At 52.9% G+C, this 25,124-nt stretch carries 26 protein-coding genes; 15 read left to right on the forward strand and 11 right to left on the reverse strand.

Translation table 11 applies throughout. From position 1 onward, the window contains the following. Positions 1-61: 61 nt before the first annotated feature. Positions 62-547: an Lrp/AsnC family transcriptional regulator gene (locus KDM89_RS11840; RefSeq protein ID WP_212688144.1), complete on the forward strand. Its 486-nt coding sequence runs from the start codon at positions 62-64 to the stop codon at positions 545-547. On the opposite strand, the gene KDM89_RS11845 is transcribed toward KDM89_RS11840, so the two are convergent. Continuing rightward, the gene (locus KDM89_RS11845; RefSeq protein WP_212688145.1) at positions 544-1,614 is read right to left on the reverse strand and encodes a serine hydrolase domain-containing protein; all 1,071 of its coding nucleotides are present in this window, start codon (positions 1,612-1,614) and stop codon (positions 544-546) included. The two genes, KDM89_RS11840 and KDM89_RS11845, sit on opposite strands and share 4 nt — an antisense overlap. A gap of 105 nt (positions 1,615-1,719) precedes the next feature. Between KDM89_RS11845 and murJ the strand changes: the two genes are divergently transcribed. Next, the gene (murJ, locus tag KDM89_RS11850; protein WP_212688146.1) at positions 1,720-3,273 is read left to right on the forward strand and encodes a murein biosynthesis integral membrane protein MurJ; all 1,554 of its coding nucleotides are present in this window, start codon (positions 1,720-1,722) and stop codon (positions 3,271-3,273) included. A 78-nt stretch (positions 3,274-3,351) separates the two neighbouring features. Here murJ and ppnP read toward each other — a convergent pair whose 3' ends face one another. The 3 genes from ppnP to argF all read right to left on the reverse strand — a co-directional run bounded on the left by ppnP (position 3,352) and on the right by argF (position 6,021). Beyond that, a complete protein-coding gene (gene ppnP, locus KDM89_RS11855) occupies positions 3,352-3,666 on the reverse strand; it encodes a pyrimidine/purine nucleoside phosphorylase (RefSeq protein WP_189357391.1) in 315 nt (104 codons plus the stop codon). Positions 3,667-3,732: 66 nt separating this feature from the next. Next, positions 3,733-4,965 (reverse strand): argininosuccinate synthase, encoded by a 1,233-nt coding sequence (locus KDM89_RS11860; protein ID WP_212688147.1) that lies wholly within the window; start codon positions 4,963-4,965, stop codon positions 3,733-3,735. 138 nt (positions 4,966-5,103) lie between these two features. After that, positions 5,104-6,021: an ornithine carbamoyltransferase gene (argF, locus tag KDM89_RS11865; RefSeq protein WP_212688148.1), complete on the reverse strand. Its 918-nt coding sequence runs from the start codon at positions 6,019-6,021 to the stop codon at positions 5,104-5,106. Positions 6,022-6,399: 378 nt separating this feature from the next. Between argF and KDM89_RS11870 the strand changes: the two genes are divergently transcribed. The 4 genes from KDM89_RS11870 (at position 6,400) to KDM89_RS11885 (ending at position 10,388) form a co-directional block, all read left to right on the forward strand. Next, on the forward strand, positions 6,400-7,059 hold the full coding sequence (locus KDM89_RS11870; protein WP_230427828.1) for an SGNH/GDSL hydrolase family protein: 660 nt from the start codon (positions 6,400-6,402) through the stop codon (positions 7,057-7,059). A 99-nt stretch (positions 7,060-7,158) separates the two neighbouring features. Continuing rightward, the gene (locus KDM89_RS11875) at positions 7,159-7,815 is read left to right on the forward strand and encodes an alginate O-acetyltransferase AlgF (protein ID WP_212688149.1); all 657 of its coding nucleotides are present in this window, start codon (positions 7,159-7,161) and stop codon (positions 7,813-7,815) included. A gap of 20 nt (positions 7,816-7,835) precedes the next feature. Beyond that, on the forward strand, positions 7,836-9,233 hold the full coding sequence (locus KDM89_RS11880; protein WP_212688150.1) for an MBOAT family O-acyltransferase: 1,398 nt from the start codon (positions 7,836-7,838) through the stop codon (positions 9,231-9,233). 9 nt (positions 9,234-9,242) lie between these two features. Beyond that, positions 9,243-10,388 (forward strand): alginate O-acetyltransferase AlgX-related protein, encoded by a 1,146-nt coding sequence (locus tag KDM89_RS11885; protein WP_212688151.1) that lies wholly within the window; start codon positions 9,243-9,245, stop codon positions 10,386-10,388. Positions 10,389-10,749: 361 nt separating this feature from the next. Here KDM89_RS11885 and rsgA read toward each other — a convergent pair whose 3' ends face one another. Genes rsgA through KDM89_RS11900 form a run of 3 tightly spaced genes read right to left on the reverse strand, consistent with a single transcriptional unit; the run spans position 10,750 to position 13,301 of the window. Continuing rightward, positions 10,750-11,655 (reverse strand): ribosome small subunit-dependent GTPase A, encoded by a 906-nt coding sequence (gene rsgA / locus KDM89_RS11890; RefSeq protein WP_212688152.1) that lies wholly within the window; start codon positions 11,653-11,655, stop codon positions 10,750-10,752. Then, positions 11,655-12,002, reverse strand: a complete 348-nt coding sequence (locus tag KDM89_RS11895) for a 4a-hydroxytetrahydrobiopterin dehydratase (RefSeq protein ID WP_212688153.1) — start codon at positions 12,000-12,002, stop codon at positions 11,655-11,657. Before KDM89_RS11895 ends, rsgA begins: the two co-directional genes overlap by 1 nt. Before the next feature lie 42 nt (positions 12,003-12,044). Continuing rightward, positions 12,045-13,301: a M48 family metallopeptidase gene (locus KDM89_RS11900; RefSeq protein ID WP_212688154.1), complete on the reverse strand. Its 1,257-nt coding sequence runs from the start codon at positions 13,299-13,301 to the stop codon at positions 12,045-12,047. A gap of 39 nt (positions 13,302-13,340) precedes the next feature. Between KDM89_RS11900 and orn the strand changes: the two genes are divergently transcribed. After that, on the forward strand, positions 13,341-13,925 hold the full coding sequence (orn, locus tag KDM89_RS11905) for an oligoribonuclease (RefSeq protein ID WP_212688155.1): 585 nt from the start codon (positions 13,341-13,343) through the stop codon (positions 13,923-13,925). A 415-nt stretch (positions 13,926-14,340) separates the two neighbouring features. Here orn and KDM89_RS11910 read toward each other — a convergent pair whose 3' ends face one another. Beyond that, on the reverse strand, positions 14,341-14,697 hold the full coding sequence (locus KDM89_RS11910; protein ID WP_212688156.1) for an FKBP-type peptidyl-prolyl cis-trans isomerase: 357 nt from the start codon (positions 14,695-14,697) through the stop codon (positions 14,341-14,343). 197 nt (positions 14,698-14,894) lie between these two features. Here KDM89_RS11910 and KDM89_RS11915 point away from each other — a divergent pair, with 197 nt between their 5' ends. The 8 genes from KDM89_RS11915 (at position 14,895) to KDM89_RS11950 (ending at position 23,146) form a co-directional block, all read left to right on the forward strand. Continuing rightward, positions 14,895-15,869 (forward strand): YVTN family beta-propeller repeat protein, encoded by a 975-nt coding sequence (locus tag KDM89_RS11915; protein ID WP_212688157.1) that lies wholly within the window; start codon positions 14,895-14,897, stop codon positions 15,867-15,869. Further along, positions 15,832-16,626: a polysaccharide deacetylase family protein gene (locus tag KDM89_RS11920; RefSeq protein WP_212688158.1), complete on the forward strand. Its 795-nt coding sequence runs from the start codon at positions 15,832-15,834 to the stop codon at positions 16,624-16,626. Before KDM89_RS11915 ends, KDM89_RS11920 begins: the two co-directional genes overlap by 38 nt. An 11-nt stretch (positions 16,627-16,637) precedes the next feature. After that, the gene (locus tag KDM89_RS11925) at positions 16,638-17,612 is read left to right on the forward strand and encodes a sterol desaturase family protein (protein ID WP_212688159.1); all 975 of its coding nucleotides are present in this window, start codon (positions 16,638-16,640) and stop codon (positions 17,610-17,612) included. Then, positions 17,609-18,451 (forward strand): EI24 domain-containing protein, encoded by an 843-nt coding sequence (locus tag KDM89_RS11930; RefSeq protein WP_329604659.1) that lies wholly within the window; start codon positions 17,609-17,611, stop codon positions 18,449-18,451. Before KDM89_RS11925 ends, KDM89_RS11930 begins: the two co-directional genes overlap by 4 nt. A gap of 126 nt (positions 18,452-18,577) precedes the next feature. Beyond that, positions 18,578-19,378 (forward strand): competence/damage-inducible protein A, encoded by an 801-nt coding sequence (locus KDM89_RS11935; RefSeq protein WP_212688160.1) that lies wholly within the window; start codon positions 18,578-18,580, stop codon positions 19,376-19,378. An 11-nt stretch (positions 19,379-19,389) separates the two neighbouring features. Beyond that, on the forward strand, positions 19,390-20,733 hold the full coding sequence (locus tag KDM89_RS11940) for a TAXI family TRAP transporter solute-binding subunit (RefSeq protein ID WP_212688161.1): 1,344 nt from the start codon (positions 19,390-19,392) through the stop codon (positions 20,731-20,733). A gap of 161 nt (positions 20,734-20,894) precedes the next feature. Continuing rightward, complete coding sequence (locus tag KDM89_RS11945) at positions 20,895-22,589, forward strand: M14 family zinc carboxypeptidase (RefSeq protein WP_212688162.1); 1,695 nt, start codon at positions 20,895-20,897, stop codon at positions 22,587-22,589. 170 nt (positions 22,590-22,759) lie between these two features. Then, positions 22,760-23,146 (forward strand): hypothetical protein, encoded by a 387-nt coding sequence (locus KDM89_RS11950; RefSeq protein WP_212688163.1) that lies wholly within the window; start codon positions 22,760-22,762, stop codon positions 23,144-23,146. Positions 23,147-23,278: 132 nt separating this feature from the next. On the opposite strand, the gene KDM89_RS11955 is transcribed toward KDM89_RS11950, so the two are convergent. From KDM89_RS11955 to hutC, 3 genes are all read right to left on the reverse strand, one after another. Continuing rightward, on the reverse strand, positions 23,279-23,524 hold the full coding sequence (locus tag KDM89_RS11955; RefSeq protein WP_212688164.1) for a DUF3820 family protein: 246 nt from the start codon (positions 23,522-23,524) through the stop codon (positions 23,279-23,281). After that, positions 23,521-24,162 carry a DUF2242 domain-containing protein gene (locus KDM89_RS11960; protein ID WP_212688165.1) on the reverse strand — a complete coding sequence of 214 codons (642 nt, stop codon included), beginning with the start codon at positions 24,160-24,162 and terminating at the stop codon, positions 23,521-23,523. The genes KDM89_RS11955 and KDM89_RS11960 overlap by 4 nt, the downstream gene beginning before the upstream one ends. A gap of 138 nt (positions 24,163-24,300) precedes the next feature. Continuing rightward, entirely contained in the window at positions 24,301-25,011 is a 711-nt protein-coding gene (gene hutC / locus KDM89_RS11965; protein WP_212688166.1) for a histidine utilization repressor, read from the reverse strand. Positions 25,012-25,124: the final 113 nt, after the last annotated feature.

Below are 25,124 nucleotides of genomic sequence, written 5' to 3' on the forward strand. Positions count from 1 at the left end.
TCAGGTTGTAAAATAATCGCAGAAAATTCTATTTTTTAAGACTATCTTCTCAGAACTGCTTATGCAACTTGATCAAACTGATTTTAAAATTCTGCAGGCACTGCAAACCGAAGGGCGTATCAGTAATCAGGAGCTGGCGGATAAAGTGCATTTATCGCCATCCAGTTGCCTGCGCAGAGTGCGAATGCTGGAAGATGCCGGTGTGATTCAGCAGTATTGTGCGGTACTGAATCCGGAACAACTGGGTCTGGAAGTGGATGCGTTTGTGCAGGTCACCATGCGGCGCGATGTGGAGAAGTGGCACGAAAATTTTTCCCGTGCTTTGCAGGCATGGACGGAGGTGGTTGGCTCTTACATCATTACCGGTGATGCAAATTATTTGTTGCGGGTAAGAGCCCGCAACCTGAAGCATTATTCACACTTTGTGCTGGAACGTTTATATAAAACGGAAGGCGTGCTGGATATCCGTTCCAATATCGTGCTGCAAACCCTGAAAGACACCCATCAGATTGATGTCAGCCTGTTTCAGGGTGTGCAGGGGAATTAACGGGTTTTCAGTAATGCTGCCAGCAGAGGTGCTGCCGGACCCTGATTGGCCCAGGTTTGCGTCATATCCAGATCGCCGTTAGTACTGACCAGTATCAGGATGTTGCCACTGTTGATATCCACCAGATTCAGAATACGTAATCCCGCGATCCAGCCCTGACGCTCGGTAATGACAACGGGTTTTGCTGCATCTGCACCGCTGAACGGATAGACCCAGACACCGAGTGCGCCACCGGTCGCATTCGGTTTTGTCATTTCAGAACGGGCAGTTGCCGAGATCAGTTTGCCCTGAATCAGTGCACGGTTAATCGCCAGTAAATCAGACAGTGTGCCGAATGAGGAGCCTGCCGCGCCGTAGCTGGCGAAATTCACTTCAGGCTCAGGCTGACCGTTCAGTATCCCGTGTACATGAGAAGGATTGTCCGGCATCGCAGCGGTGTAGAGACCAGCCTGCTTCATACCGGCGGGTTGAAACACGCGTTTTTGCAGCAGTTGCTGAAAACTCTGGCGGTTCAGTTTTTCCAGCAATGCACCCAACACCATGTAATCACAATTGTTGTAATCAAAACGTGCGCCGGGGGCAGCCTGCACAGGCTGTGCGCAAACACCGGTCGCAAATTCCTGCATATTGTCGCCACGGTTTGCTGCTTTCATGTGAAAGTCGGGAATGGCGTTTTCATTGTACAAACCGGAGTAATGCATCAGTAGCTGGCGTATCGTTGCTTTGCGCGCATCTGCATTCGGATAGTCCGGCCAGTATTTGCCCAGCGGCTCATCCAGTTTTAATTTGCCTGATTCGACTTCCTGCATGATCAGAATGGCTGTCATCATTTTCGTGACAGAGGCGAAGCGGAAGGTTTTATTCAGTGGTCCGAAGTTCCCGATACTTTTCTGCAGAAATATCTGATCTCCGCGCGCGGCAACAACCGCACCCTGAAAACCACTCTGGGCAAGTGCATCGCGTGCTTTTTCGAGGGCACTCGTGTCAGCAGCACCTGCACTCAGATGGGCAGTCAGGCTCAGCAGGATGCCGCACAACAGGCGGCGTGAACGGAAAACCTTCAGCATAAAAAAGCTCCGGGCAGCAAATAGAAGTCGGTCGGGTTGTCCGGCAGTGTACCAAAACAGCCTGAAAAGGGAAGTTTGTGCACTGCACAGGTATAATGCCGCCCCATGAACTTACTTAAAACCCTTGTTTCTATCAGTGGCATGACCATGCTGTCCCGCATTACCGGGCTGGCGCGGGATGTTCTGATTTCCACGCAGTTCGGTGCGAATGGCATGACCGATGCGTTTAACACTGCGTTCCGTATTCCTAACCTGTTGCGCCGTCTGTTTGCTGAGGGAGCGTTTTCACAGGCGTTTGTACCAATTCTGGCGGAATATAAAACCCGGAGCGGTGAAGAGCGTACCCGCGAGCTGGTGGATCACGTCGCTACTTTGCTGACCTGGGCACTGGTGGTCACCTGCCTGCTCGGCGTACTGGGCGCTCCGGTGATTACCTATTTTGCAGCCAAGGGTTTTATGTCGAGGCCGGACGATTACCACGCCACGATAGTAATGACCCGTATCATGTTCCCGTATATCGGCTTTATGTCGATGGTGGCACTGGCGGGCGGCATTCTGAATACATGGCGCGAATTTAAAGTGCCTGCGTTTACGCCGGTACTGTATAACCTGTGTTCGATTGCCGCATCATTGTGGCTGGCACCGCGTATGGAGCAGCCTATCTATGCGCTGGCAATCGCTGTGTTTGTCGGCGGCTTGCTGCAATTATCGATACAGATTCCGGCGCTGGCGAAAATCGGCATGCTGCCGCGCATCGGTTTTGGTATGCGCGCTGCATGGCAGGACGAAGGCGTGCGCCGTATTCTGCGTAACATGGCACCGGCCATTCTGGCGGTCTCTGCATCGCAAATCAGTATTCTGATTAACACCCGTCTGGCTTCAGAAATGGTTGCGGGCAGCACCAGCTGGCTGGCCAGTGCAGATCGTCTGATGGAATTTCCGACCGCGATGCTTGGTGTTGCACTCGGTACGATCTTGCTGCCGGGCTTGTCGAAAGCGAATTCGGCCGGCGACACGAAAGAATATTCTGATCTGCTGGACTGGGGACTGCGCCTGACCTTTTTGCTGGCAATGCCGGCGGCAGTGGCGCTGGCAATCATTCCTGAAGCGCTGACAGCAACCTTGTTTCATCACGGAAAATTTGATGCGCATGCTGTGCATATGACATCGAACGCGCTGGTTTCGTATGGCATTGGTTTGCTGGGGTTGATTGTGGTGAAAATTCTCGCTCCGGGTTTTTATGCGCAACAGAATGTGCGTACACCGGTCAAAATTGCTGTCTCGGTGCTGATCACCACGCAGTTACTGAACCTGATTTTTGTGCCGATGTTTGCCCATGCAGGGCTCGCATTGTCCGTGGGTTTAGGCGCGTGTATGAATGCCACTCTGCTGTACACAGGTTTGCGTAAGCGCGGCATTTACAAGCCACGTCCGGGCTGGTTCCTGTTTTTGCTGAAACTGATTGCTGCGCTGATGTTACTGGCTGCGACTGCATCGTATATTTCGGATCAGATTCCGTGGCTGGAGCTGAAATCCATGCCGGTCTTACGACTCGGTCTGATGGTAATGCTGATGGTGGCATCCGCAGGGATTTACTTCGCAGCGCTGGGACTGATGGGATTCCGTCCTAAAGATTTCCGTAAGACGACACGCGCATAAACGGTTTTGCCGGAACAGTAAAAAAGGCTTTCCTGATCATGGAAAGCCTTTTTTGTTTGCCGGACACTGCGATTCTGATTACAGGAAATGACAGACGTAATCCAGTAACTCCAGAGTTTCGATATCAAACTTCGCATTTGCCGGTACGTCGAAAGACTGACCGCCGGTATAGGTTTTCCATTCCGTTTCACCTTCCAGACGTACACGGCATGTACCTGCATTCAGCTCCATGCGCTCGGCAGCGCCTGTGCTGAAAGTCAGACTGGACGGGAAAATCACCCCCAGCGTTTTACGGCTGCCGTCGGCAAATAACACGGTGTGGGAAATACATTTGCCATCAAAGTACACATTGGCTTTCGTGATGACACTGACCTGATCGAACTGCGTTGTCATTGCTGCTCCTGTCGAAAAAAAGCCCGCTCACAGGAGCGGGCCGGGATAGGTTAATCCATCCGTTGATTACTGACCGCGTTTGGCGCGCGCATTGGCAGCAATACGCATACGCAGTGCGTTCAGTTTGATAAAGCCGCCGGCATCTGCCTGATTGTATGCGCCACCGTCTTCATCGAAAGTAGCGATGGTCTGATCAAACAGAGAATCAGTTTTGGAATCACGTGCAACAGTGATGACGTTGCCTTTGTACAGCTTCACGCGTACCCAGCCGTTCACGCTTTGTTGTGTGTGATCGATCAGTGTCTGCAATGCCAGACGCTCAGGAGACCACCAGTAACCGTTATAAATCAGGCTGGCGTAACGTGGCATCAGATCATCTTTCAGATGTGCTACTTCGCGATCCAGTGTGATCGATTCGATCGCACGGTGAGCGCGCAGCATAATCGTACCGCCAGGGGTTTCGTAGCAACCACGGGACTTCATGCCGACGTAGCGGTTTTCCACCAGATCCAGACGGCCGATACCGTGTTTGCCGCCCAACTTGTTCAGCTCAGCCAGTACGGTGGCAGGAGACATGCGCACGCCATTGAGTGCCACGATATCGCCGCGTTCGAATTCGATATCCAGATATTCCGGTGCATCCGGTGCCTGTTCCGGACTGACTGTCCAGCGCCACATGGATTCTTCTGCTTCAGCGCTCGGGTTTTCCAGATGGCGGCCTTCGAAGCTGATATGCAGCAGGTTGGCATCCATAGAGTAAGGCGCACCGCCGTTACGGTGTTTCATATCGATATCGATACCGGCATCTTCTGCGTACTTCAGCAGTTTTTCACGGGACAGCAGATCCCATTCACGCCATGGGGCGATGATTTTGACACCCGGCATCAGTGCATACGCACCCAGCTCGAAACGCACCTGATCATTACCTTTACCGGTTGCGCCGTGGGAAATGGCATCCGCGCCGGTTTGTTTTGCGATATCAATCAGACGTTTTGCGATCAGCGGACGAGCGATTGATGTACCCAGCAGGTATTCACCTTCGTACACCGTATTGGCACGGAACATCGGGAATACGAAATCGCGGACGAATTCTTCGCGCACATCATCAATAAAAATATTTTCCGGCTTGATGCCGAATTTCAGTGCCTTGGCACGTGCCGGTTCCAGCTCTTCACCCTGACCGAGGTCAGCGGTAAAGGTTACCACTTCACACTGGTAGTTATCCTGCAGCCATTTCAGAATGACTGAGGTATCGAGGCCGCCGGAGTAGGCGAGGACGACTTTTTTGATATCGCTCATGATGTGCTTTCGTAACGTCTTGGAAAAGTTCTTTGCTGTTCTGCATGTTCCGGTACTGAACTGCCACCGGAAGCAGGCTGCCGGAAAAGTCTGGCGGCGATTTGCACGTCAGACAGCGGCCGGCAGGGCCGCGTCGGATTAATTACTGACCTTGCCGATGACCAGGTATTCGAGCAGCGCTTTCTGTACGTGCAGACGGTTTTCTGCTTCGTCCCAGACAACGGACTGCGGACCATCGATGACGGCGGCAGACACTTCTTCACCGCGATGTGCAGGCAGGCAATGCATGAACAACGCATCTGTGTTGGCGCGCGCCATTTTCGCTTCATCCACGATCCAGCCGTCAAAGGCTTTCAGACGTGCCTGATTCTCTGCTTCGTACCCCATACTGGTCCACACGTCAGTATTGACCAGATCCACACCGGCGCAGGCTTCGGAAGGGTCATCAAACAGGGTGAAGTGCTGATTGTCTGCATCCACCAATGACATATCCATTTCATAGCCTTTCGGCGTGGAGACATGCAGATGGAAACCGAAAACTTTGGCCGCCTGCAGCCAGGAATACAGCATGTTGTTCGCATCACCAATCCACGCTACTTTTTTACCGCTGATATCGCCACGGTGCTCAATGTAGGTAAACACGTCTGCCAGTACCTGACAAGGATGGTGCTGGTTGGTTAAGCCATTAATGACCGGTACGCGCGAGTACTCAGCAAAGCGTTCAATCATCGATTGCTCAAATGTACGGATCATGATGATGTCGCACATGCGGGAAATTACCTGACCTGCATCTTCGACCGGTTCGCCGCGGCCAAGCTGGCTGTCACGGGTATTCAGATAGATTGCTGCGCCGCCGAGCTGATGCATACCGGCTTCAAACGACAGGCGGGTACGGGTGGAGTTTTTCTCGAACACCATGACCAGCGTGCGGTCTACCAGCGGATGATAGGTTTGATACGCTTTAAAGCGTTGTTTGATGATGCGGGCACGCTGCATCACATATTCGAATTCTGTACGGGAAAAATCAGAGAACTGCAGAAAGTGTTTAATAGCCATAAATAGAAACCGGCAGCTTCAGTGCCTGCTGCCACAATCAAAACGAATTCATTATAAGGGAAGATTGCCTGAACTCCGTATTAAATTCAGGAAAACCTGCAATCTGGCGTGATATTGCTGTTTTTGCAGTGCGGAAACCGGCCTTATCTTACCGAAAATCTCAGCAAGAGCAAATTACTCTATTTTGTTAATTTTCGTCAATTCGTAAAAAAACTGATGGGTTACGGGAAATGTTGCCAATGTGACAGTAACAATTGGTAACATCCTCATTATAATTCCGGTCAGGGGGCCAGGTGACGAAAAAACCTTGTCCGACTGAATGATTGCGCACAGCCGCACCGGTTGTGCTGCACTTTACTGATTAGCCGGGAACTGAATATGAGCGCACTCTTAGCCGGACTGACCGTCCTCGTCATTGGCGACAGCCACATGTCTACGCCAGACTACCTGATTACCACTCTGCACAACGACCTGATGAAAAAAGGGGCGGTCGTGTATTCCTTCGGTGCTTGCGGTGTGGCTGCCGGCGAGTGGATGGTGAAAACCCAGTCGTCTTGCGGTGGTGCAGAGCGTATTAAAGACGGCCCGGTCGTCGTGAAAGAAGGTCAGGAAGCCATGACCCGTCCTTTCAATGAAATGGTCAAAACCTATAAGCCGAATCTGGTCGTCATCGTCAACGGTGACACCATGGCCGGTTATAACCAGCCTGAATTGCAAAAGACCTGGATCTGGCAGCAGGTGTCGCGTCTGACCAAAGGCGTGAAAAATAATAACGTCGCTTGCGTCTGGGTTGGCCCGGCGTGGGGCAGCGAAGGCGGCAAGTTCAACAAAACCTTCGCCCGCGCACAGGAAATGTCGAATTATCTGTCGGAAATCACTGCACCATGCACCTATGTGGATTCGCTGAAAATGTCGAAACCGGGTGAATGGGGTTCTACCGATGGACAGCATCTGGATATCGCCGGTTATAAATCCTGGGGTGAAGCCATCGGTAATGCGATTGTGACACCGGAAATCCTGAAAACGATCAAACGCTGATCATCACTGAACGCCGGATGCTGCGGGCGCGCGCTTTTGTACAGACAGAAGTACCGTGTACCGCAGCATTTTTTATAGCCTGCTGATGTAAAAACCACCATGAAAAAGCTGATTCTGACCTGCTTCGCGCTGTGCACTTCGCTGACCGCACTTGCTGATAATTCTCTGTATGAAACCGGCCCTAGCCAGGATTCGTCTTTCGTCCGTTTTCTGAATGCTGCAGGCGATAAAGTCACGATTACCAACGGTGCGAATAAACTGGCGCTGGGTGCGCAAACCGATAACCGCGTATCGCGCTTTTTCCCGGTCAAGGCTGGTGACAAGCTGACTGCAAGTGCACAGGCGGGCAGCCTGAAAACTTCGGTGGAAGTTGTCGCAAAACCGGGCGAATTTGTTACCGTAGTGCTGGTGCCGCAAGGCAGTGCGCTCGATAAACTGATCGTGCGCGAATCGCCAACGGACTTCAATGCTAACCGTGCTTCGATCTCGTTATTAAACGCTGATCCGGCCTGTGCTCAGGCTGGTCTGAGCGGTGGTGCGAAAGGCGCATCGGTGTTTGAGAATGTCGCGCCGGGTACAACGCAGCGCCGTCTGGTGAATGCCGTCAAACTCAGTGTGCAGGCGCAGTGCGGTAAATCGAATGCCGGTGCTGCTGTCGATATGGGGCAGTTGCAGGCGGGTGAACGTTACAGCGTGATAGTGATTCCTGCCAAAAAAGCCCAGCAAGTATTTTTTGTGCGTGACAGCACTTCCTGATCAGACGCCGGGCCCGGATTATGGTATTCGCCTCACTTGAATTTCTGACGCTGTTCCTGCCGCTGTTTTTTGCGTTTTATCTGCTGACACCGCAGCGTTTCCGTAACCATACGCTGCTGGTCGGAAGCTGGATTTTTTACGCCTGGTGGACACCGAAATTTCTGATTCTGATTATCGCGCTGACGCTGCTGGCCTGGGGCGCGGCGATACTGATCGATAAAACCAGTGATGAAAAATGGAAAACGCGCTGGATGGCGTGGGCGATTATTCTGAATCTGGCCTCACTGGTCTGGTACAAATACACCAATATGCTGGTCGGCACGCTCAATGAATTCCTGACAGGTCATCAGATGCAGCCTGTCCCGTGGGAACACGTGATGCTGCCGATTGCGCTGTCATTCACTGTGCTGCATGCGATTTCGTATCTGGTGGATGTGCGTCGCAAAGTCGTGCCTGCGCAATACGATGTGCTGGCATTTTCGGCCTACATGGCAATGTTCCCGCATCTGATTGCGGGTCCGATTGTGCGTTATAAAGTCATCGACAAAGAATTGCGTGAGCGCGTCTTTTCGATGGAGAAATTCTCACTCGGTGTGCGCCGCTTCATGATCGGCTTTTCGATGAAAGTGCTGATTGCGGACACGCTGGCGCCGGTGGTCAGCCTGTGTTTCGGTCTGAAAAATCCCGGTTTCTGGGATGCATGGATAGGTTGTATCGCATACACCTTTCAGCTGTATTTTGATTTCGCCGGTTACAGCGCGATGGCGATTGGTCTGGGCCTGATGCTCGGCTTCCACTTTGAAGAAAACTTTAATAACCCGTATCTGGCGGTTTCGATTCAGGATTTCTGGCGGCGCTGGCATCAGACGCTGTCATCATGGCTGCGCGATTATCTGTACATCAGTCTCGGCGGCAACCGTTACGGCATTACCCGCACCTATATCAACCTGATGCTGACCATGGCGATCGGTGGTTTATGGCATGGCGGCGATAACTGGAATTATCTGATCTGGGGCATCATTCAGGGCACCGCACTGTGCTGTGACCGTGCATTCACCCAGCGCGGATTATCCATGCCGGACTACGCTTCACGTGCGCTGACCATGCTGACCGTGATGCTGGCGTGGACTGTGTTCCGCGCCAGTGGTTTCGACAGTGCACTCGGCATGTGGGCCGGACAATTCGGCCTCAACGGTTTCGGTATTCAGGATGAAGTGATACTCGCATTGCGTCCGATGATTTTGCTGACCTTCGCCATTGGCTTGTGCTGTGTCGTGTATCCGGCAACTGCGATTGCAAAACGCGGTGGTCTGGGCGTGATGCAGTGGAGCATGCTGTGGCCGGTACTGACCTTTGCCTATGGCGTCGTGGTACTGGCGGGGCAAAAAGCCATTCCGTTTTTGTATTTTCAGTTTTAAGAGGCCGGTATGAGCGAATCATTTCAATATCGTCCTGAAAAAGCCGGTGTCTGGAAATACCTGCCTGCGCTGGCATTCGGCCTGATCACCTTCGGTGGTTTGATTGCCGGTGTGCGCAGCCTGCAGCAGATTCCTGCTGAAAAATGGAAGGAGATGGCAGACTGGCACAAGGTCGCTCAGGGCGAATCCACCCGCATTCTGACCAGTCAGCTGAACGATCATTTTATTTTCAGCAAAGACTTTGCTGCCACCGAACGTGCCGTCAGCTGGAATCTGGCACGCGATACCGGTGCGCAGGTGCGCCCTGGTTGCAGCGGCTGGTTTTTTCTGACCGAAGAACTGACGACTTTCGACGGCGGCGCGCAGAATGCCCGTGCCCGCGCATGGATGGTGACCGAAGTTGCACGTCAGCTAAAGCAGCGCGGCATACCGCTGGTGATTGCCATGGTGCCGGACAAAGCGCGTATCGAAACCGCGCATACCTGCGGCCTGCATCGCCCGGCAGCGTTTGCAGCCCGTTATGATCTGTGGATGAATGAAGTACGTGCTGCCGGTGTGCCCGTACTGGATTTGCGCGAGCCTTTGCAACAAGTACAGGGCGAACGCTATTACCGTACCGATTCACACTGGAATGAAGCCGGTGCCAATGCGGTTTCGGCCTACATTGCGCAGCAGTTACGTCAGCAGCAACTGATCGCCACAGAAGCTGCGCCAATGAACGCAGAAACAGTGAAAAGCCGTCAGGCGGAACGATTGGGCGACTTGTATAAATTATCCAGCCTCAACGATGTGCCGCTGTGGGCGCGACCAGCAACCGAAGTCGCCACGCTCAGCGACGTGACACCGGTGGCAGTGCAGAGCGATGATTTGTTCGGCGACAGCGGCTTACCGGCCATATCGCTGATCGGCACCTCGTTCAGCCTGCGCGGCAATTTCGTGCCTTTCCTGAGCCGCCATGTCGGCGCACCGGTCGCAAATCTGGCCAAAGACGGCGGCGCATTTGACGGCGCGGCACAAGCGTTTTTCCACAGCAAAGTGTTCGAGCAGGAACCACCGAAGCTGATCGTCTGGGAAATTCCTGAACGCATGCTGCAACGCTCGTTCGATGCCAAAGAACGGGTCTGGTATCAGACGCTGAAGCAGGGCAAGCTGTAAAGCCCGCCCTTCTGCAAACTAAGCAACATCAACAAAAGCTGCCTGCGGGCAGCTTTTGTTTTTCAGGGGATAGCTCTGGTGCATTGATTCGGTGCCTTAGCGCGTTGTATTCGCTGCGGGCAAGTCAATCAACCGTGCAGAATGCCCCAAACACCCCAAATGCGGCATTCAGCACAGAAAAAAGGGAAGTTTTCGCGGACGTCGGCAGAAACGCTGGCTCGCAGGGCAGGGGGTAAAAAGTGCAAATGCGGAGTTCTGCACATTCCGGGGCTGAGGGGGCAGAGGTCTGGTCGGATGTAAGAAGAAAAAAACGGTGCCGTCAAAGCACCGTTTTTTGTTTTTGCGGCTGATCAGCGATAGATCAGTAACCTACCTTTTGCTTGGATTCGTGTACCAGTTGTTCAAACAAGTCATGGCGCAGCGTGGCAATCTCGCCGCTTTCCACCGCTGCCAGCACGGCGCAGCCGGGTTCGGCATGGTGGTGGCAGTTATAGAATTTGCAGTGACCTAGGTGCGGTACAAATTCCGGAAATGCACGCTCCAGCATGCCTTCACTCAGATGATGCAGACCGAATTCCTGAAATCCCGGTGAATCGATGACTTTGCCGCCTTCCGGCAAATCGTACAAACGGGTAAAGGTGGTGGTGTGTTTGCCGGTATCCAGCGCGGCAGAAATTTCGCGGGTCGCAATATCGGCATCCGGCACCAGCAGATTGATCAGCGAGGATTTACCCATGCCGGACTGGCCGATCAGTATCGTACTTTCGCCCTGAATAATCTCCAGCAAGGCAGCGCGGGTGGCTTCCGGATTGCCCTGCGCCGACACTTCCAGCACCGGATAACCGATGTCGCGGTACATTTGCATGCGTTCACGCGCACGCGGCAGCGCATCGGTAAGATCGACCTTGTTCAGCACCAGCCACGGCGTAATCCCGGCCGATTCTGCTGCGACCAGCGCGCGCGATACCAGATCGTCAGTGAAGCCGGGTTCCGTCGCCACCACGATCAGCAAGCGGGTCAGATTCGCTGCCAGCATTTTGGATTTGTACTGATCCGAGCGGTACAGCAGGGTTTTGCGGGTGACGATTTTTTCGATGACGGCCTGATCTTTCGAGGTCAGCGCGATTTCAACCAGATCACCGACGGCGATATCACTTTTCTTGCCACGGGTCACGCAGTGCAGGCGCAGCTTCTGGCCATCGACTTCAGCGGTCGCCAGATAATGGCGACCATGTGCAGCGATGATTTCTGCCTGTTGCGTCGCCATTATGCGAAGCTCTGTTCGAAAATGGCATCCACTTTGGCCGCCAGAATAAAGTCATTCAGCGAGATCCCACCTTTGCCGTCATTCACGGTATGGGTGTCAAAGCGCAGCAGTACGCGGTTGTAGGTCAGCACCAGTTCAGGATGATGATCTTCAGCATGAATCACGTAGGCAATCGCATTCACAAACGCTAGTGCTTCATAATAATTTTTGAACTGATACGTTTTCGCAATGCGCGCGCCATCCTGCGCCCAGCCCGGTGTGGCTTGCAGTGCTGTCGCGATTTCGTCCGCTGTCATGCCGGTTTCGGTGTGCTGGCAGCGCAGGCTCAGTAATTGTTTGTTGTCCATTGTTGTCTCGTTAAAGTTTGTATGAAATCGTTCAGTAGTAATTCAGTTTGCCATCAGATGCTGAATGCGGATGCTGGCAGGCGGATGCGAATCGTAAAACGTGGAATGCAAAGGATCCGGCGTTAAGGTCGATGCATTGTCGTCATACATTTTGACCAGCGCATTGCGCAGGTCGTCTGCGCTGGCATGTTTTGCAGCAAAGGCATCGGCTTCGAATTCGTGTTTGCGTGAGCCGATTGACATCAGTGGCGAAAACACAAAGGTGAATACCGGCATGATCAGCATAAACAGCAACAGTGCCATCGCATCGGTACCGCCGAGCGCCATCGGATCCACACCGAGGCCGGTGTAAAACCAGACCTGATTTTTCAGATAACCGAGCAGCGCCAGAAACGGCAGCGTCATCACAAACATCAGCGCGATGTCTTTTTTGATGTGATTCAGTTTGAAGTGGCCGAGCTCATGCGCCAGCACCGCTTCGATTTCCGCAGGCTCAAGGCGCTCCAGCAGGGTATCGTAAAACACGATGCGTTTGACTTTGCCGAAGCCGGAAAAGTAAGCATTGCCGTGCGTGCTGCGGCGCGAACCATCCATCACAAACAAACCACCGGAAGCAAAGTCGATACGACGCAGCAGTTGTTCTATACGGGATTTCACAGCTTCGTCAGTCAGCGGTGTGAATTTATTGAACAGCGGCGCAATCAGATTCGGGTGCAGAGCAAAGACCAGCAACCGAAAACTGCAGAACACGGCCCATGCATACAGCCACCACAGTTGTCCGGCCTTTTCCATCAGCGTCAGTATCACCCACAGCAAAGGCAGCATCAGTGCGCTCATCAGCAGCGTGCTTTTGACCAGATCGGTGATAAACAGGCCGATAGACATTTTGTTAAAGCCGAAGCGTTCCTCGATCACAAACTGGCTGTACAGGCTGAGCGGAATGCCGATAACGCCGGCCACCACGGAATACGCTGCAATCAGGCCAATCTGATACAGCATGCCGGGGCCGGTGTACGACAGCACCAGATCGGACAGCCATTGCAGGCCGCCGAACAGCGTCAGCGCCAGCAGCACAGCGACTTCGACGACCAGCAACACCTGCCCGAACTGGGTTTTGGTGATGCTGTAATCGGCGGCTTTCTGGTGCGATGCGAGGCTGATTTTTTCAGCAAAATCGGCCGGTACTTGTCCGCGATGACGTGCAATATGACGGATCTGACGGTGTGCCAGCCAGAACTGTAAGGCAACCGACAGGGCGAGGAAGCCGGTGAATAAAACGGTAAAGCTGACAGAATTCATGGGAAAATGTGACATTCGTAAAAAAGCTAAGGAAGAATTATGTCACAAGCTCACGATAACCAAGCATCTGCGACAGCCATCAAACCGGACGACATGAACCTGATCTGGGTCGATATGGAAATGACCGGTCTCGATCCGGACACCGATAAAATTCTGGAAGTCGCGGTCATCGTGACCGATTCGCAATTAAATGTACTGGCCGAAGGCCCGGTACTGGCGATTCATCAGAGCGATGCCACGCTCGATAAAATGGATGCGTGGAACAAAGGCACGCATGGCAAATCCGGTCTGATTGACCGCGTCAAAGCATCTGAAGTGACGGAAGCAATTGCCGAAGAAACCCTGATTGCTTTCCTGAAAGACTACGTGCCGGCCAATAAATCGCCGATGTGCGGCAACACCATTTGTCAGGATCGCCGCTTCATGGTGCGCGGTATGCCGAAACTGGAAGCTTTCTTCCATTACCGCAATCTGGATGTGTCGACACTGAAAGAGTTGTGCCGCCGCTGGAAACCGGAACTGGCGTCCGGCTTCAAAAAAGCGCAGAAACACACGGCGCTGGCGGATATCCGTGAATCGATTGAAGAACTGAAGTACTACCGTACGCATTTCATCAAGGAATAAGCGGCGCTGAATGCCGCTGTGCCGGTGATGTGGCAAACGCGGCAAACGTGGCCCACAGGTAGCAAACAACTTGCAAAAAACGGACTGCGACTGCAGTCCGTTTTTTTATGCTCAGACGACATCTCGCCAGCGGAACTGGCGGGAAAGTGTCAGAGCGCACGGAACCCATCCTGAAGCGCACTGGAACTTGCCGGAAGTGCTCAGTACGGCTCAAAACTGCCCGAAAACGACCCAAATGCGGTGTTCTGCATAGCGATCCGGCGGTCGTCGGCAGAAAGTCCGGCTCTCCGTAAATGCCTGATGCGGATAGCTGCACAGCCGACCTGCCGGAGTATGGCCGCAGGCAACAAAAAAGCCGCGACTTTGCGCGGCTTTTTCAGTGCAAACGACTGAATAAATTCAGTCAGTGCGGGAATTACACACCCAGCAGTTCTACTTCAAAAATCAGGGTTGCGTTCGGAGGAATCACGCCGCCTGCGCCGCGCGGACCGTAGCCCAGAGCAGAAGGGATAGTCAGTACACGTGTGCCGCCGATTTTCATGCCTTGCACGCCTTCATCCCAGCCTTTGATCACATGACCAGCGCCCAGCGGGAAAGAGAAAGGCTGATTGCGGTCTTTGCTGGAATCAAATTTTGCGCCGGCAGAACCGTCAGCGTTTTGCAGCCAGCCAGTGTAATGTACGACAACGTGGTTACCGGCTTGCGCTTCTGCGCCTTCGCCAACGACTTTGTCTTCGTATTGCAGGCCGCTTACTGTAGTGATCACACTCATGATTTCTCCAATTCAAAAAAGTGGCGGTATTGTAGACCAATTCCGTCTGCGTAGTATGCAGGCTTGCTGACCGGAAAAATGGCTTGATACCGCGCAATTTTGCATGAAATCCTGAAAAACCTGTGTCAGTGGCAGCACTGCGGTGCACAACGCGGGTTAAAATGCAGCTTCTGTTTATCAACTCTGGTCTGAGATACATGCGTAGTCGTTTCCTGCTGGCAAGTCTGCTGGCCGCTCTGGTTCTCCCGCTGACGGCACAGTCTGCCGACAGCAATGTGGTGGTCGTACTGAATTCGCGTGATGCGACTGTCACGCTGCTCGATCAGCAATCCTACAAAGAAATCAGTACTTTCCCGGTCGGCAAAGAGCCGCACCATCTGATGGCAACGCCGGACAATAAGTCCCTGATCGTCGCCAATGCAGTCGGTGATGAGCTGGTGTTTCTGGACCCGAAAACCGGTCAGATTCAGCGTCGTATTAAAGACGTGGCCGATCCTTACCAGATCGGTTTTTCACCGGATCAGAAATGGTTTGTATCGAATTCCCTGCGTTTGGACCGTGTTGATATCTACCGCTATGACGGTACGAATCTGAAACTGGACAGCCGTGTGCCGCTGCCGAAACTGCCTAGCCATATGGCATTCGATGCTGCCAGCACGACGGTGTTCATTACTCAGCAGGGCAGTGATCAGGTATCCGCGATTGATCTGGCAACCCACAAAGTGAAATGGACGCTGCCGGTCGGCAAACTGCCAGCCGGTATTGTGATGACACCGGATGATAAATATCTGCTGGTCGGCATCATGGGTGCTGATTATGTGGAAGTCATTGACTGGCGCGCACAAAAAACCATCAAGCGTGTGAAGGCTGGTGTCGGTACGCATAACTTCCGCGCCCTGGGTGACAAGCGCCATGTGTTCGTCTCTAACCGTACTTCCAACGAAATCAATATTTTCGATCAGCAAAAACTGGAAATGGTCGGTTCGATTCCGGTACCGGGCGGCCCTGACTGTATGGAAGTCAGCGAAGACGGCAAAACCCTGTGGGCAACCCTGCGCTGGATTAAAAAAGTCGCGGTGGTGGATATTCCATCCCGCAAAGTCATCAAACTGATTCCGGTCGGACGCTCGCCGCATGGTGTGTACTTCGCAAACCGCGCAGGCGATAAGTAAAGCCGCGCTGCTGGCTGCCGCACTGTCCAGCCAGTCTCTCAGCGCTGCCACCATGGCAGCGCCTTCCTGTCGTGCCACGGTCTACCTGACCTTCGATACCGGCTCGCAATCGCAGGCACAACTGATTGCCGGTACGCTGCGTAAATATCAGATCCGCGCCACGTTTTTTCTGGCAAATGAAAAAACCGTGCGCGGTGATTATTCCCTCGATCAGAGCTGGCAGCCTTTCTGGCAACAACTGGCGCGCGATGGCCATGCTTTCGGCAGCCATACCTTTGACCATGTGTATGTGGTGCGTGATTTGCCGGATGGCCGCATCGCGGTCAAACCACAGTTCGGGCCACAGGCTGGCAAAACGCTGCAATGGACACAGGCAGAATACTGTATGGAACTGCGTCGTGTGACGGAACGTTTCCAGCAACTGACCGGTCAGAAAATGGACCCGTTCTGGCGTGCGCCGGGTGGACGCTTAACCCCGGGGCTGGAACAGGCTGGTCAGCGTTGCGGCATGCGCCATGCAGGCTGGGCGCCCGCTGGTTTTTCCGGTGACGAACTGCCAAGCGAACAAGTCAGTAATGCCCGCTTGCTGAACAAGATGCTGAATGGCCTGAAGGACGGCGATATCGTGATGGCGCACATGGGCATCTGGTCCCGCAAAGATCCTTGGATGCCGGCGAATCTGGTGCCGCTGATCGAAGGCTTGCAGCAAAAATCGTTTTGTTTTGCGACACTGCGCGAACATCCTCTTTACCGCTGAAGAAACACATCATGACTGAATGGATTGCTAACCTGCAGGCCTGGTTATTTGAAACCCTGGTGCAGCCCGCCATGTTTTCGCTGGGGCTGGGTGAATTTGTTGAAGATGCTTTTAACGGCGTTGAATGGTTTGTCTGGGGGCTGATACAGCTGGTGCTGCTGTTTCTGATTCTGCGTCCGCTGGAAGCATGGCTGCCAGTGCAGACTATACGTAACCGCTGGGCGCGCTGGAACGATTTTATCTACACTGCCTTGCACCGGCTGGGGGCATTCTCAGTACTGACTTTTTTCCTGCTGACGCCACTGATGGATCAGCTGACGGCCACGCTGCATTTGCAGGGAATGAATCCGTTTAATCTGGAAAATTTGTGGTCCGGTTTTCTGCAATATCCGGCGCTGCTGTTTTTTGCGTATCTGGTGGTGCTCGACTTTTTCGATTACTGGTATCACCGTTCAGAGCATCAGTTCAACTGGTGGTGGGGCCTACACAGCCTGCATCACAGCCAGCAGGATATGAATCTGTGGTCGGATAACCGGAATCACTTGCTGGATGATTTACTGCGCGACATTTACATGGGCATTATCGCCATTGTCATTGGCGTCGAGCCGGGCCAGTATGTGCTGCTGGTGATGGCATCACAAATGCTGCAAAGCCTGCAGCATGCGAATGTCCGCATCCATTTCGGTCGCTGGGGTGAGTACCTGTTAGTGTCGCCCCGGTATCACCGTTTGCACCATGCGATAGGCATAGGGCATGAAAGCGATGGAGAAGGTACACTCGGCGGTCATAATTTTGCGGTGCTGTTTCCGGTGTGGGATTTGCTATTCGGGACGGCGCGTTTTACCAGCGAATTCGTAGAAACCGGTATCCGCGATCAGTTGCCGCCGCCGGCAGGGCAGGGGCGCGATTACGGCAGCGGATTCTGGGCACAGCAAAAGCTGGGAATTTTGCGAATGCTGGGTATCGATAAGGAAACAAAAGCATGAACATGACGGCACTGGGTTTGTCCTGGGGACGTGCACTGGGATCACAATTCCACTGGCGCATGCTGAGCCTGACCTTTTTGCCCTTTCTGGCCGCTGCGATTTTATGGGCGGGTATTTTGTGGTTTGGCTTGCAGGCGCTTGTGGATTTGATTCAGGCCTGGTTCTCGCAGTATCAGGGTTTTGAGCAAACCGGCCGTATTTTCAGTTTTGTCGGTTTGCTGGCGCTGAAAGCTTTCGTTGTGCCGCTGGTGGCAATGTGGCTGTTACTGCCGCTGATGGTACTGACTTCCATGATTTGCATCACGGCATTTGCGATGCCATCCATCACGCGCTTTGTCGGCAGCCGCTATTATCCTGTACTCGAACGACGCCACGGCGGCAGCCTGTTTGGCAGCCTCTGGCATTCACTGAGTTCGTTTGTTATCTTTATCGTGATATGGCTGCTGACCTTGCCGCTGACACTGATTCCGCCGCTGGCCATGATATTGCAACCCTTGCTGTGGGGCTGGCTGACTTACCGTGTGATGATTTACGACGCGCTGGCTGAACATGCAGATGCCGATGAGCGCGAGCTGATTATCACGCGCTATCGTCCGGCACTGATTGCGATTGGTACGGTGTCCGGTTTGTTCGGCGCAGCACCGGGCATGCTGTGGCTCGGTGGTGTGATGAATTTCCTGACCCTGCCATTTACCGCCGGATTCGCGATCTGGCTGTACATCGTGGTCTTTGTGTTCACCGGACTGTGGTTTGTGCATTTCAGCCTGTCTGCGCTGGAACAGTTACGCGCAGAGCAGGGCATCCGCATTGCCGATAATCAGGTGGTCGCAGAGTTTTAAGGCTGCATCTGCCGCGCCTGTTCATCATTCCCGCTGCATCCGGCTGCTACTGATCCGCACGATCACGCCTCTTGTTGTGCCCTGTGGCAAAATGACAGCTTATTCAGGTAAGCGAAGGGAAATGCAATGGGATTCGGACTGATCATCATCGGCGACGAAATTTTATCGGGCAAACGTCAGGATAAACATCTGGAAAAAGTCATCGCGATTCTGAAGCAACGCGGTTTGCAACTGGACTGGGCGGAATACGTCGGTGATAAGCGCGAACGCATTACTTCCACCCTGAAACGCAGTTTTGCCGGTGATGACATCGTGTTTTCCACTGGCGGTATCGGCGCAACGCCGGATGATCATACACGTCAGTGCGCTGCCGCCGCGCTTGGCGTACCGCTGGTGCTGCATCCGCTGGCAAAGACCTGTATTCAGGACAGAATCCGTCAGACCGCAGCCGAAGCAGGGACTGTCGCTGACTTAGACAGCCCCGATAATCTGCAGCGTCTGAAAATGGGTGAGTTCCCGCAGGGGGCGGAATGTATTCCGAATCCGTACAACAATATTCCGGGCTTCATGATACAGCGTCATTACTTCGTCCCCGGTTTTCCTGTCATGGCGTGGCCGATGATCGAATGGGTACTGGACACCCATTATGCGCATCTGTTTCATCAGCATACGGAAGCGGAGCGTTCTTACATTGTGTATGAAGCGATGGAAGCTGCGCTCACGCCATTGATGGAAGCAATCGAAGCAGATTTTCCGGGCGTAAAAGTATTCAGCCTGCCCAGTGTCGCCACTGCGACGCAACGCCGCCATATCGAACTCGGCGTGAAGGGAGAAGCTGCGCTTTTGCCTGCAGCCTTTGCCCGTTTGCAGGCGGGGCTGGAACAAGCGGGCGCTGAGTTTGAAGCAGCCCCGGCGGCGCAGCAATAATTCATACCGGTATGCAAAAAATTAAATTTACGCTGTTCTCGCTGCGTGATTTTCTGGTCGCATTCGGGCCGGTGCTGGCGCTGTTTTGCGGACTGGTTTATCTGGGTTACCGGCTTGCTGATCCTGCGCCGTCGAAACTGGTGGATATGACCAGCGGGGTACCGGGATCGACCTACGAGCGCTTTGCACGGGCTTATTCTTCCGAACTTGCAAAGAGCGGCGTCACACTGAGAAATGCAAACTCGGAAGGCTCTCAACAAAATTTCGAGCGTATCCGTGATCCGGATTCTGTGTATGAAGTCGGTTTCGTACGCAGCGGTTCAACAGATCCGGAACAGGCTGCGGAGCAGGGTTTGATTTCACTGGGCGCTTTGTTTTACGAGCCGATCTGGATTTTTTATCGCAGTAAATCGGACTGGCGCTCGCTGACGCAGTTGAAAGGTAAGCGCATTAACCTGGGCGCACGTGGTTCCGGCATACAGCGTATTTTTACCGAGTTGCTGCAACTGAATCATGTACAGGACAGCGATGTCAGCATTCAGCGTTTGCCGGATCAGCAGGCGCTGGACAGTTTTTTGCGCGGTGAGACCGATGTGCTGGTGTTCTGTACCGGCAGTGATTCAGAAATTGTTCAGCAATTGCTGCAAAACCGCGATGTACGTCTGTTCGATTTTGAGCAGGCAGAAGCCTATACAAGACGCTTAGCGTATTTGTCCGCCGTGACATTGCCGCGCGGCATCATCGACATCGGCGCGGATTTGCCAGCGCGTGATTACCATTTGCTCGCAACCACAGTCACGCTGGTGGCACATGAAAGTCTGCATCCGGCACTGGTCTCACTGATGCTGCAGGCGGCCCGTACAATTCACAGCAAGGCTGACTGGTTCAGCAAACGGAATGAATTTCCCTCGGAACGATTTACCGAGATTCCGGTGTCTGAACATGCGGTGAAGTTCTATGAACACGGTATTCCGGTACTACAGCGCTATTTGCCATTCTGGGTGGCAAATTTCATCGAACGTATGTGGTTCGTGCTGGTGGCAGCCGGAGCGATGATTCTGCCGTTATCGAAAATTATTCCGCCGGTTTATGTCTGGCGTATCCGTTCACGGATTTACCGCTGGTACGGGCAATTACGAGAAATCGAGCTGAGTCTCGAGCAGGAAGCGCAGGACTGGCAGCAAGGAATGCAAAGGCTGGATTTGCTGGAAAACAGCGTGAATCAGATTGTGGTGCCGCTGGCGTATGCTGAGGAATTGTACGGATTGCGCAGCCATATCCAGCTGGTACGCAGCCGGTTGCAGGCAGCTGCGCAAGGTGATCAGCAAGCAGCACCGGTGGTCGGTACAGTCTGATCGGCGACAGAATTTCCTGTGGCGGCTTTGCCTTCATCTGAATTAAATTCCGTCGGTAGCACATGCGACCGACGGGCATTTGCATGTGTGCAGTGCGGAATCGGCTCCGGCGGAACTGCGTTAAAATCAGCGCTTTGTTACATTTCTCTTAAGTCATCATCATGACCACAACGAGCGCTTATCCTACCCCGTTTGAACTCGGGAACGGTAACCAGACGACAACCTGGCCGGAATGCATTGCCTACTATCAAAAGCTGGCAGCAGATTTTCCGCAAGTACTGCAATTTTTTGAAATCGGACAATCGGATTCCGGTCGGCCAATTCATGCCGGTGTTGTTACCGCAGATGGCGTATTTGACCGTGAGCAACTGAAGGCTGCCGGTCGTCCTGTGTTCTTCAACAACAATGGTATTCACCCCGGCGAGCCGGAAGGCGTGGATGCCTGCATGGCTCTGGTACGTGATTTTTGTTTAGATGCAGAGCGCCGCGCTGCGCTGGGGAAAACGGTCTTTTTATTCACAGCGATTTATAACGTTGACGGCAGCATGAATCGTCAGAATACCTCGCGTGTGAATCAGGATGGCCCGGAAAGTTTCGGGTTCCGTGGCAACAGTCTGCATCTGGATCTGAACCGTGACTTTATTAAATGCGACAGTCTGAATGCCGGCGTATTCAACCGCTTTTTCACAGCCTGGGATCCGGATGTGATGGTGGATACGCATACGTCTAACGGTGCGGATTACGCCTATACGATGACGCTGATTCAGACGCAAACAGACAAGCTCGGATATGGTCTGGGCGATTACCTGAAGCGGCAAATGTTGCCAGCCATTTTTCAGGGCATGGATGTCAGAGGCTGGCCAACTTGTCCTTACGTGAATCCGGTCAAAGATATTCCGGATCACGGTATTGAAGATTTTCTGGAAACCCCGCGTTTCTCCACCGGGTATGCAGCCCTGCATCACACGATCGGGTTTATGCCTGAAACGCATATGCTGAAGCCGTTTAAAGACCGTTATCTGTCGATGCGTGCGCTGGTTGAAACCGTACTGGATTACACCATTCAGCATGGTCAGGAAATTCGTACTCTGCGCCAGCAGGCTCGTGCAAAAGTACGTACTCAGCAGCAAGCTGCGGTGCACTGGGAAGCCGATCGCAGTCAGCCGTCCAGCTTTATGTTCCGTGGTTACGAGGCGGTGTACTCTCCCAGTGTGCTCGGCACCTATATGCGTCTTTCCTATGACAGGCAAAAGCCCTGGGAAAAGGCAATTCCTTATTTCAATCGCTTTGTTCCTGACATTCTGGTGGAGCAGCCTAAAGCCTACCTGATCCCGCAGGCCTGGCGTCACGTGATCGAGCGTTTGCAATGGAATGGCGTGCAAATGACCCGTGTCGAAGAAACACATGAGCGCGAAGTGCAGGTGTACCGGATTCCATCGGTTGCATCCCGTCCGAATGCTTATGAAGGACATATGTTCCATGATCAGGTGAGCCTGACTGCTGTGACGGAAACAGTGCGTATTGAAGCAGGTGATTACATCGTCAGCCTCGATCAGGATCAGGCGCGATATGCTATCGAAACGCTGGAACCTTCAGCACACGACAGTTTCTTCCGCTGGGGATTTTTCAACAGCGTGCTGGAGAAAAAAGAGGCGTATTCTGATTATGTGTTTGAAGACAGTGCAGCGGAAATTCTGCGGACTGAGCCGGAAACCCGTGCCGCTTTTGAAGCATGGAAAGCGGTGAATCCGGAAATTCTGGATAGTCAGGAATCGGTACTGGATTTTATCTTTGCGCATTGCCGTAAATACCGTGAGCCGGAATGGCGTCGTTACCCGGTGTATCGCCTGTTCTGATGCTGCATTCGTTTCGCTCGCGCATAAAATGTTGCCCGGGCGAAATGCTATAAAGAGGCAGAATTCCATTGATATTCTCGTTTTGCATCTGTGCTGCACTTCATTACAATAAGGCGCTGTAATACTTTCGTAACACCTTAATTTTTTGCGGTTTTGTTGAAGGGGACATAATGAAAAAAATGCTGAAACTGGCAGTCGCAGGTCTGGTACTGTGTTCTGGTGCATCCGTCATGGCGGAAGGCGTGGATACCTCGGTGGATGGTATTTTTAACGCGCTGACCAGCTCAACCAATCTGCAGGCAACAGTTGATTCGCTGGTATCTGGCGGTGCAAATCCACAATCGATTATTTCTGTTGCAGCGGCAGCAGGTATTTCTCTGGATGCAGTAAAAGAATTGCAGGTATGCAAATCAACATCCAGTGGTGATAACAGCCTCGGTGCTTCCTGCCTGCGCCCTAGTTCTGTTGTTGCAGCGTATCAATCCGGTGCGAACGATCCGGTTCGCTTCCTGCCAGCAACTGCAGCAGGTAAGAAAAAAGCCGCTGAATCGAAATAATCGGATCAGTGCAAATAAAAAAACGCCGCTTCAGTAAGCGGCGTTTTTGTTTTTACTCCGGAATTCCGGATCTGTTCGGAAATCGCGATTTGCATAGCGCCGACACTCCCAAACGGAGCTGCAGCATTGCTTTTATCGAGTATCACCGGACTGGCGTACCGGAAGCAGTAAAGCACGCAAGTCATTGTGATCAATTTCATACATGAGTGCCAGCAATCTGCCCAGCTCCCCGGTAGGAAAGCCTTCCCGGGCGAACCATCCAAGATAATGCCCCGGTAAGTCTGCCAGTACACGGCCTTTGAACTTTCCGTAGGGCATACGCATGCTGACCAGACGCAGCAAATCATGTTCGCGCTGCTGAGCAGGATTTTCCGTCATTCGCTTTGTGTACCGGTAACAGATTGTGTTGGCTGACTGGCCGGTGCTGTATTTTTTTGCGGTACAGGTTCTGCACGTTTTTCCGCTTCCGGCTCATTCGGAAACACAGTGCCATCCAGATAGCGCTCGATCAGATCAAAGAACTGTGAGTAAAAATTACCGCTGGCGATGGTTTCACTGGCGACTTTCACCATGGAATCATCCGTACTGCCGAATGGCAGAGACACAGAGCCAATTGCGCTGACACCAATACTGGCGGAGGTATTGCTCTTTTTCAGAGAATAACGGTCGCGTACCGCATTCGCAAAAATGGTGGAACTGTTACTGCCTTTGCTGTCAGGAACGCAGGTGACATTGAACTCAATTTCTGCATGAACATCGACTTCATGCTGGTACTTACGGCGACCACGAATGATCGTCGGCTTCCAGTCACTGATCACATAACCCTGACTTAATAAAGCACGGCGTGCAGCTTCACAGGCATTTTGCTCGCTGCCCGGAAAACTGCGGGTAAAGACATCGGTCGCGCCGAAATCTTCATGCTGAGCGCTGGCGGATTTCTGACCGGTTACGCTGCAGGCGGATAAACCTGCCAGCAACAGGATAGTCAGGGATCGGTAAACAACTTGTAGACGCATAATTCTCACTTCTTGGACCTCTTGTCAGTGACCGTGGGCGGAGCACTAACAGAACATGTGCCGTATTGTAAACCGGATACCGTTTTTCCGAATGACAGCCTTGTGACGGATTGTGACGGTGTACGAACGGTTCCGGGCTCAGAAACTGCCTGCAAACTGATAACGCTGACCCGGATGCCACATCGTGACGACGGTGGCGACTCTGGACTGCGAGCGGGTCTTTCTGTGCAACACCAGACAAGCATCGCGGGTACTGATCTGCAACATGTCAGCCACGGATTTGGTCGGCAGCATCGCCTCAATCCGGTAATCCACACCTTGCAGCGGCGCTACTGCAACCAGATATTCATTCGGCGTTCGCAGACTGAAATCCTGTTCCAGATAATCCGGTGCAATGACCGGATTGACCCAGCGGTCTTCGACCTGAATCGCGACATGGTTTTCAAAGTGTACGATCAGCGAATGGAACAGCGATGTCCCCGTATCGACGCCAAACTCCTGTGCGAGTAATTCACTTGCCGGCAATGCCTGTAACGCATGAAGTTCGCTACGGTGGACATGGCCTCGTGCTCTGACTTCATCAGCAATACTTTTAATTTCAACCAGCGTCGCCTGATATTTCTGTTGCGCGACATACGTGCCTGAACCCTGAATGCGGGTCAGGATTTGTTCTGCAGTCAGTTCTCTGACGGCGCGGTTCACCGTCATGCGCGAAACCGAAAATTGTGTCGCCAGTGCAGCTTCTGAAGGGATGGCGTCACCTTCTTTCCAGATGCCGGTCTGCACGGCATTGAGCAGATAATCTTTAATGACCTGAAAGGCAGGGGTTGAAGCAGGAATTTTGTTCACGGATGCAGCCTGTAGGTTCTGGTTACAAAAATGTACCGGATTGCGCTAAACCGGCATTGTCGCATTAAAAATCCGCTTGCTAAAGTTGTATATACAACTTAAACTGCTCAGCA

It is taken from the genome of Cognatundibacterium luofuense (assembly GCF_018139685.1).
Classification (GTDB): domain Bacteria; phylum Pseudomonadota; class Gammaproteobacteria; order Burkholderiales; family Burkholderiaceae_D; genus Undibacterium; species Undibacterium luofuense.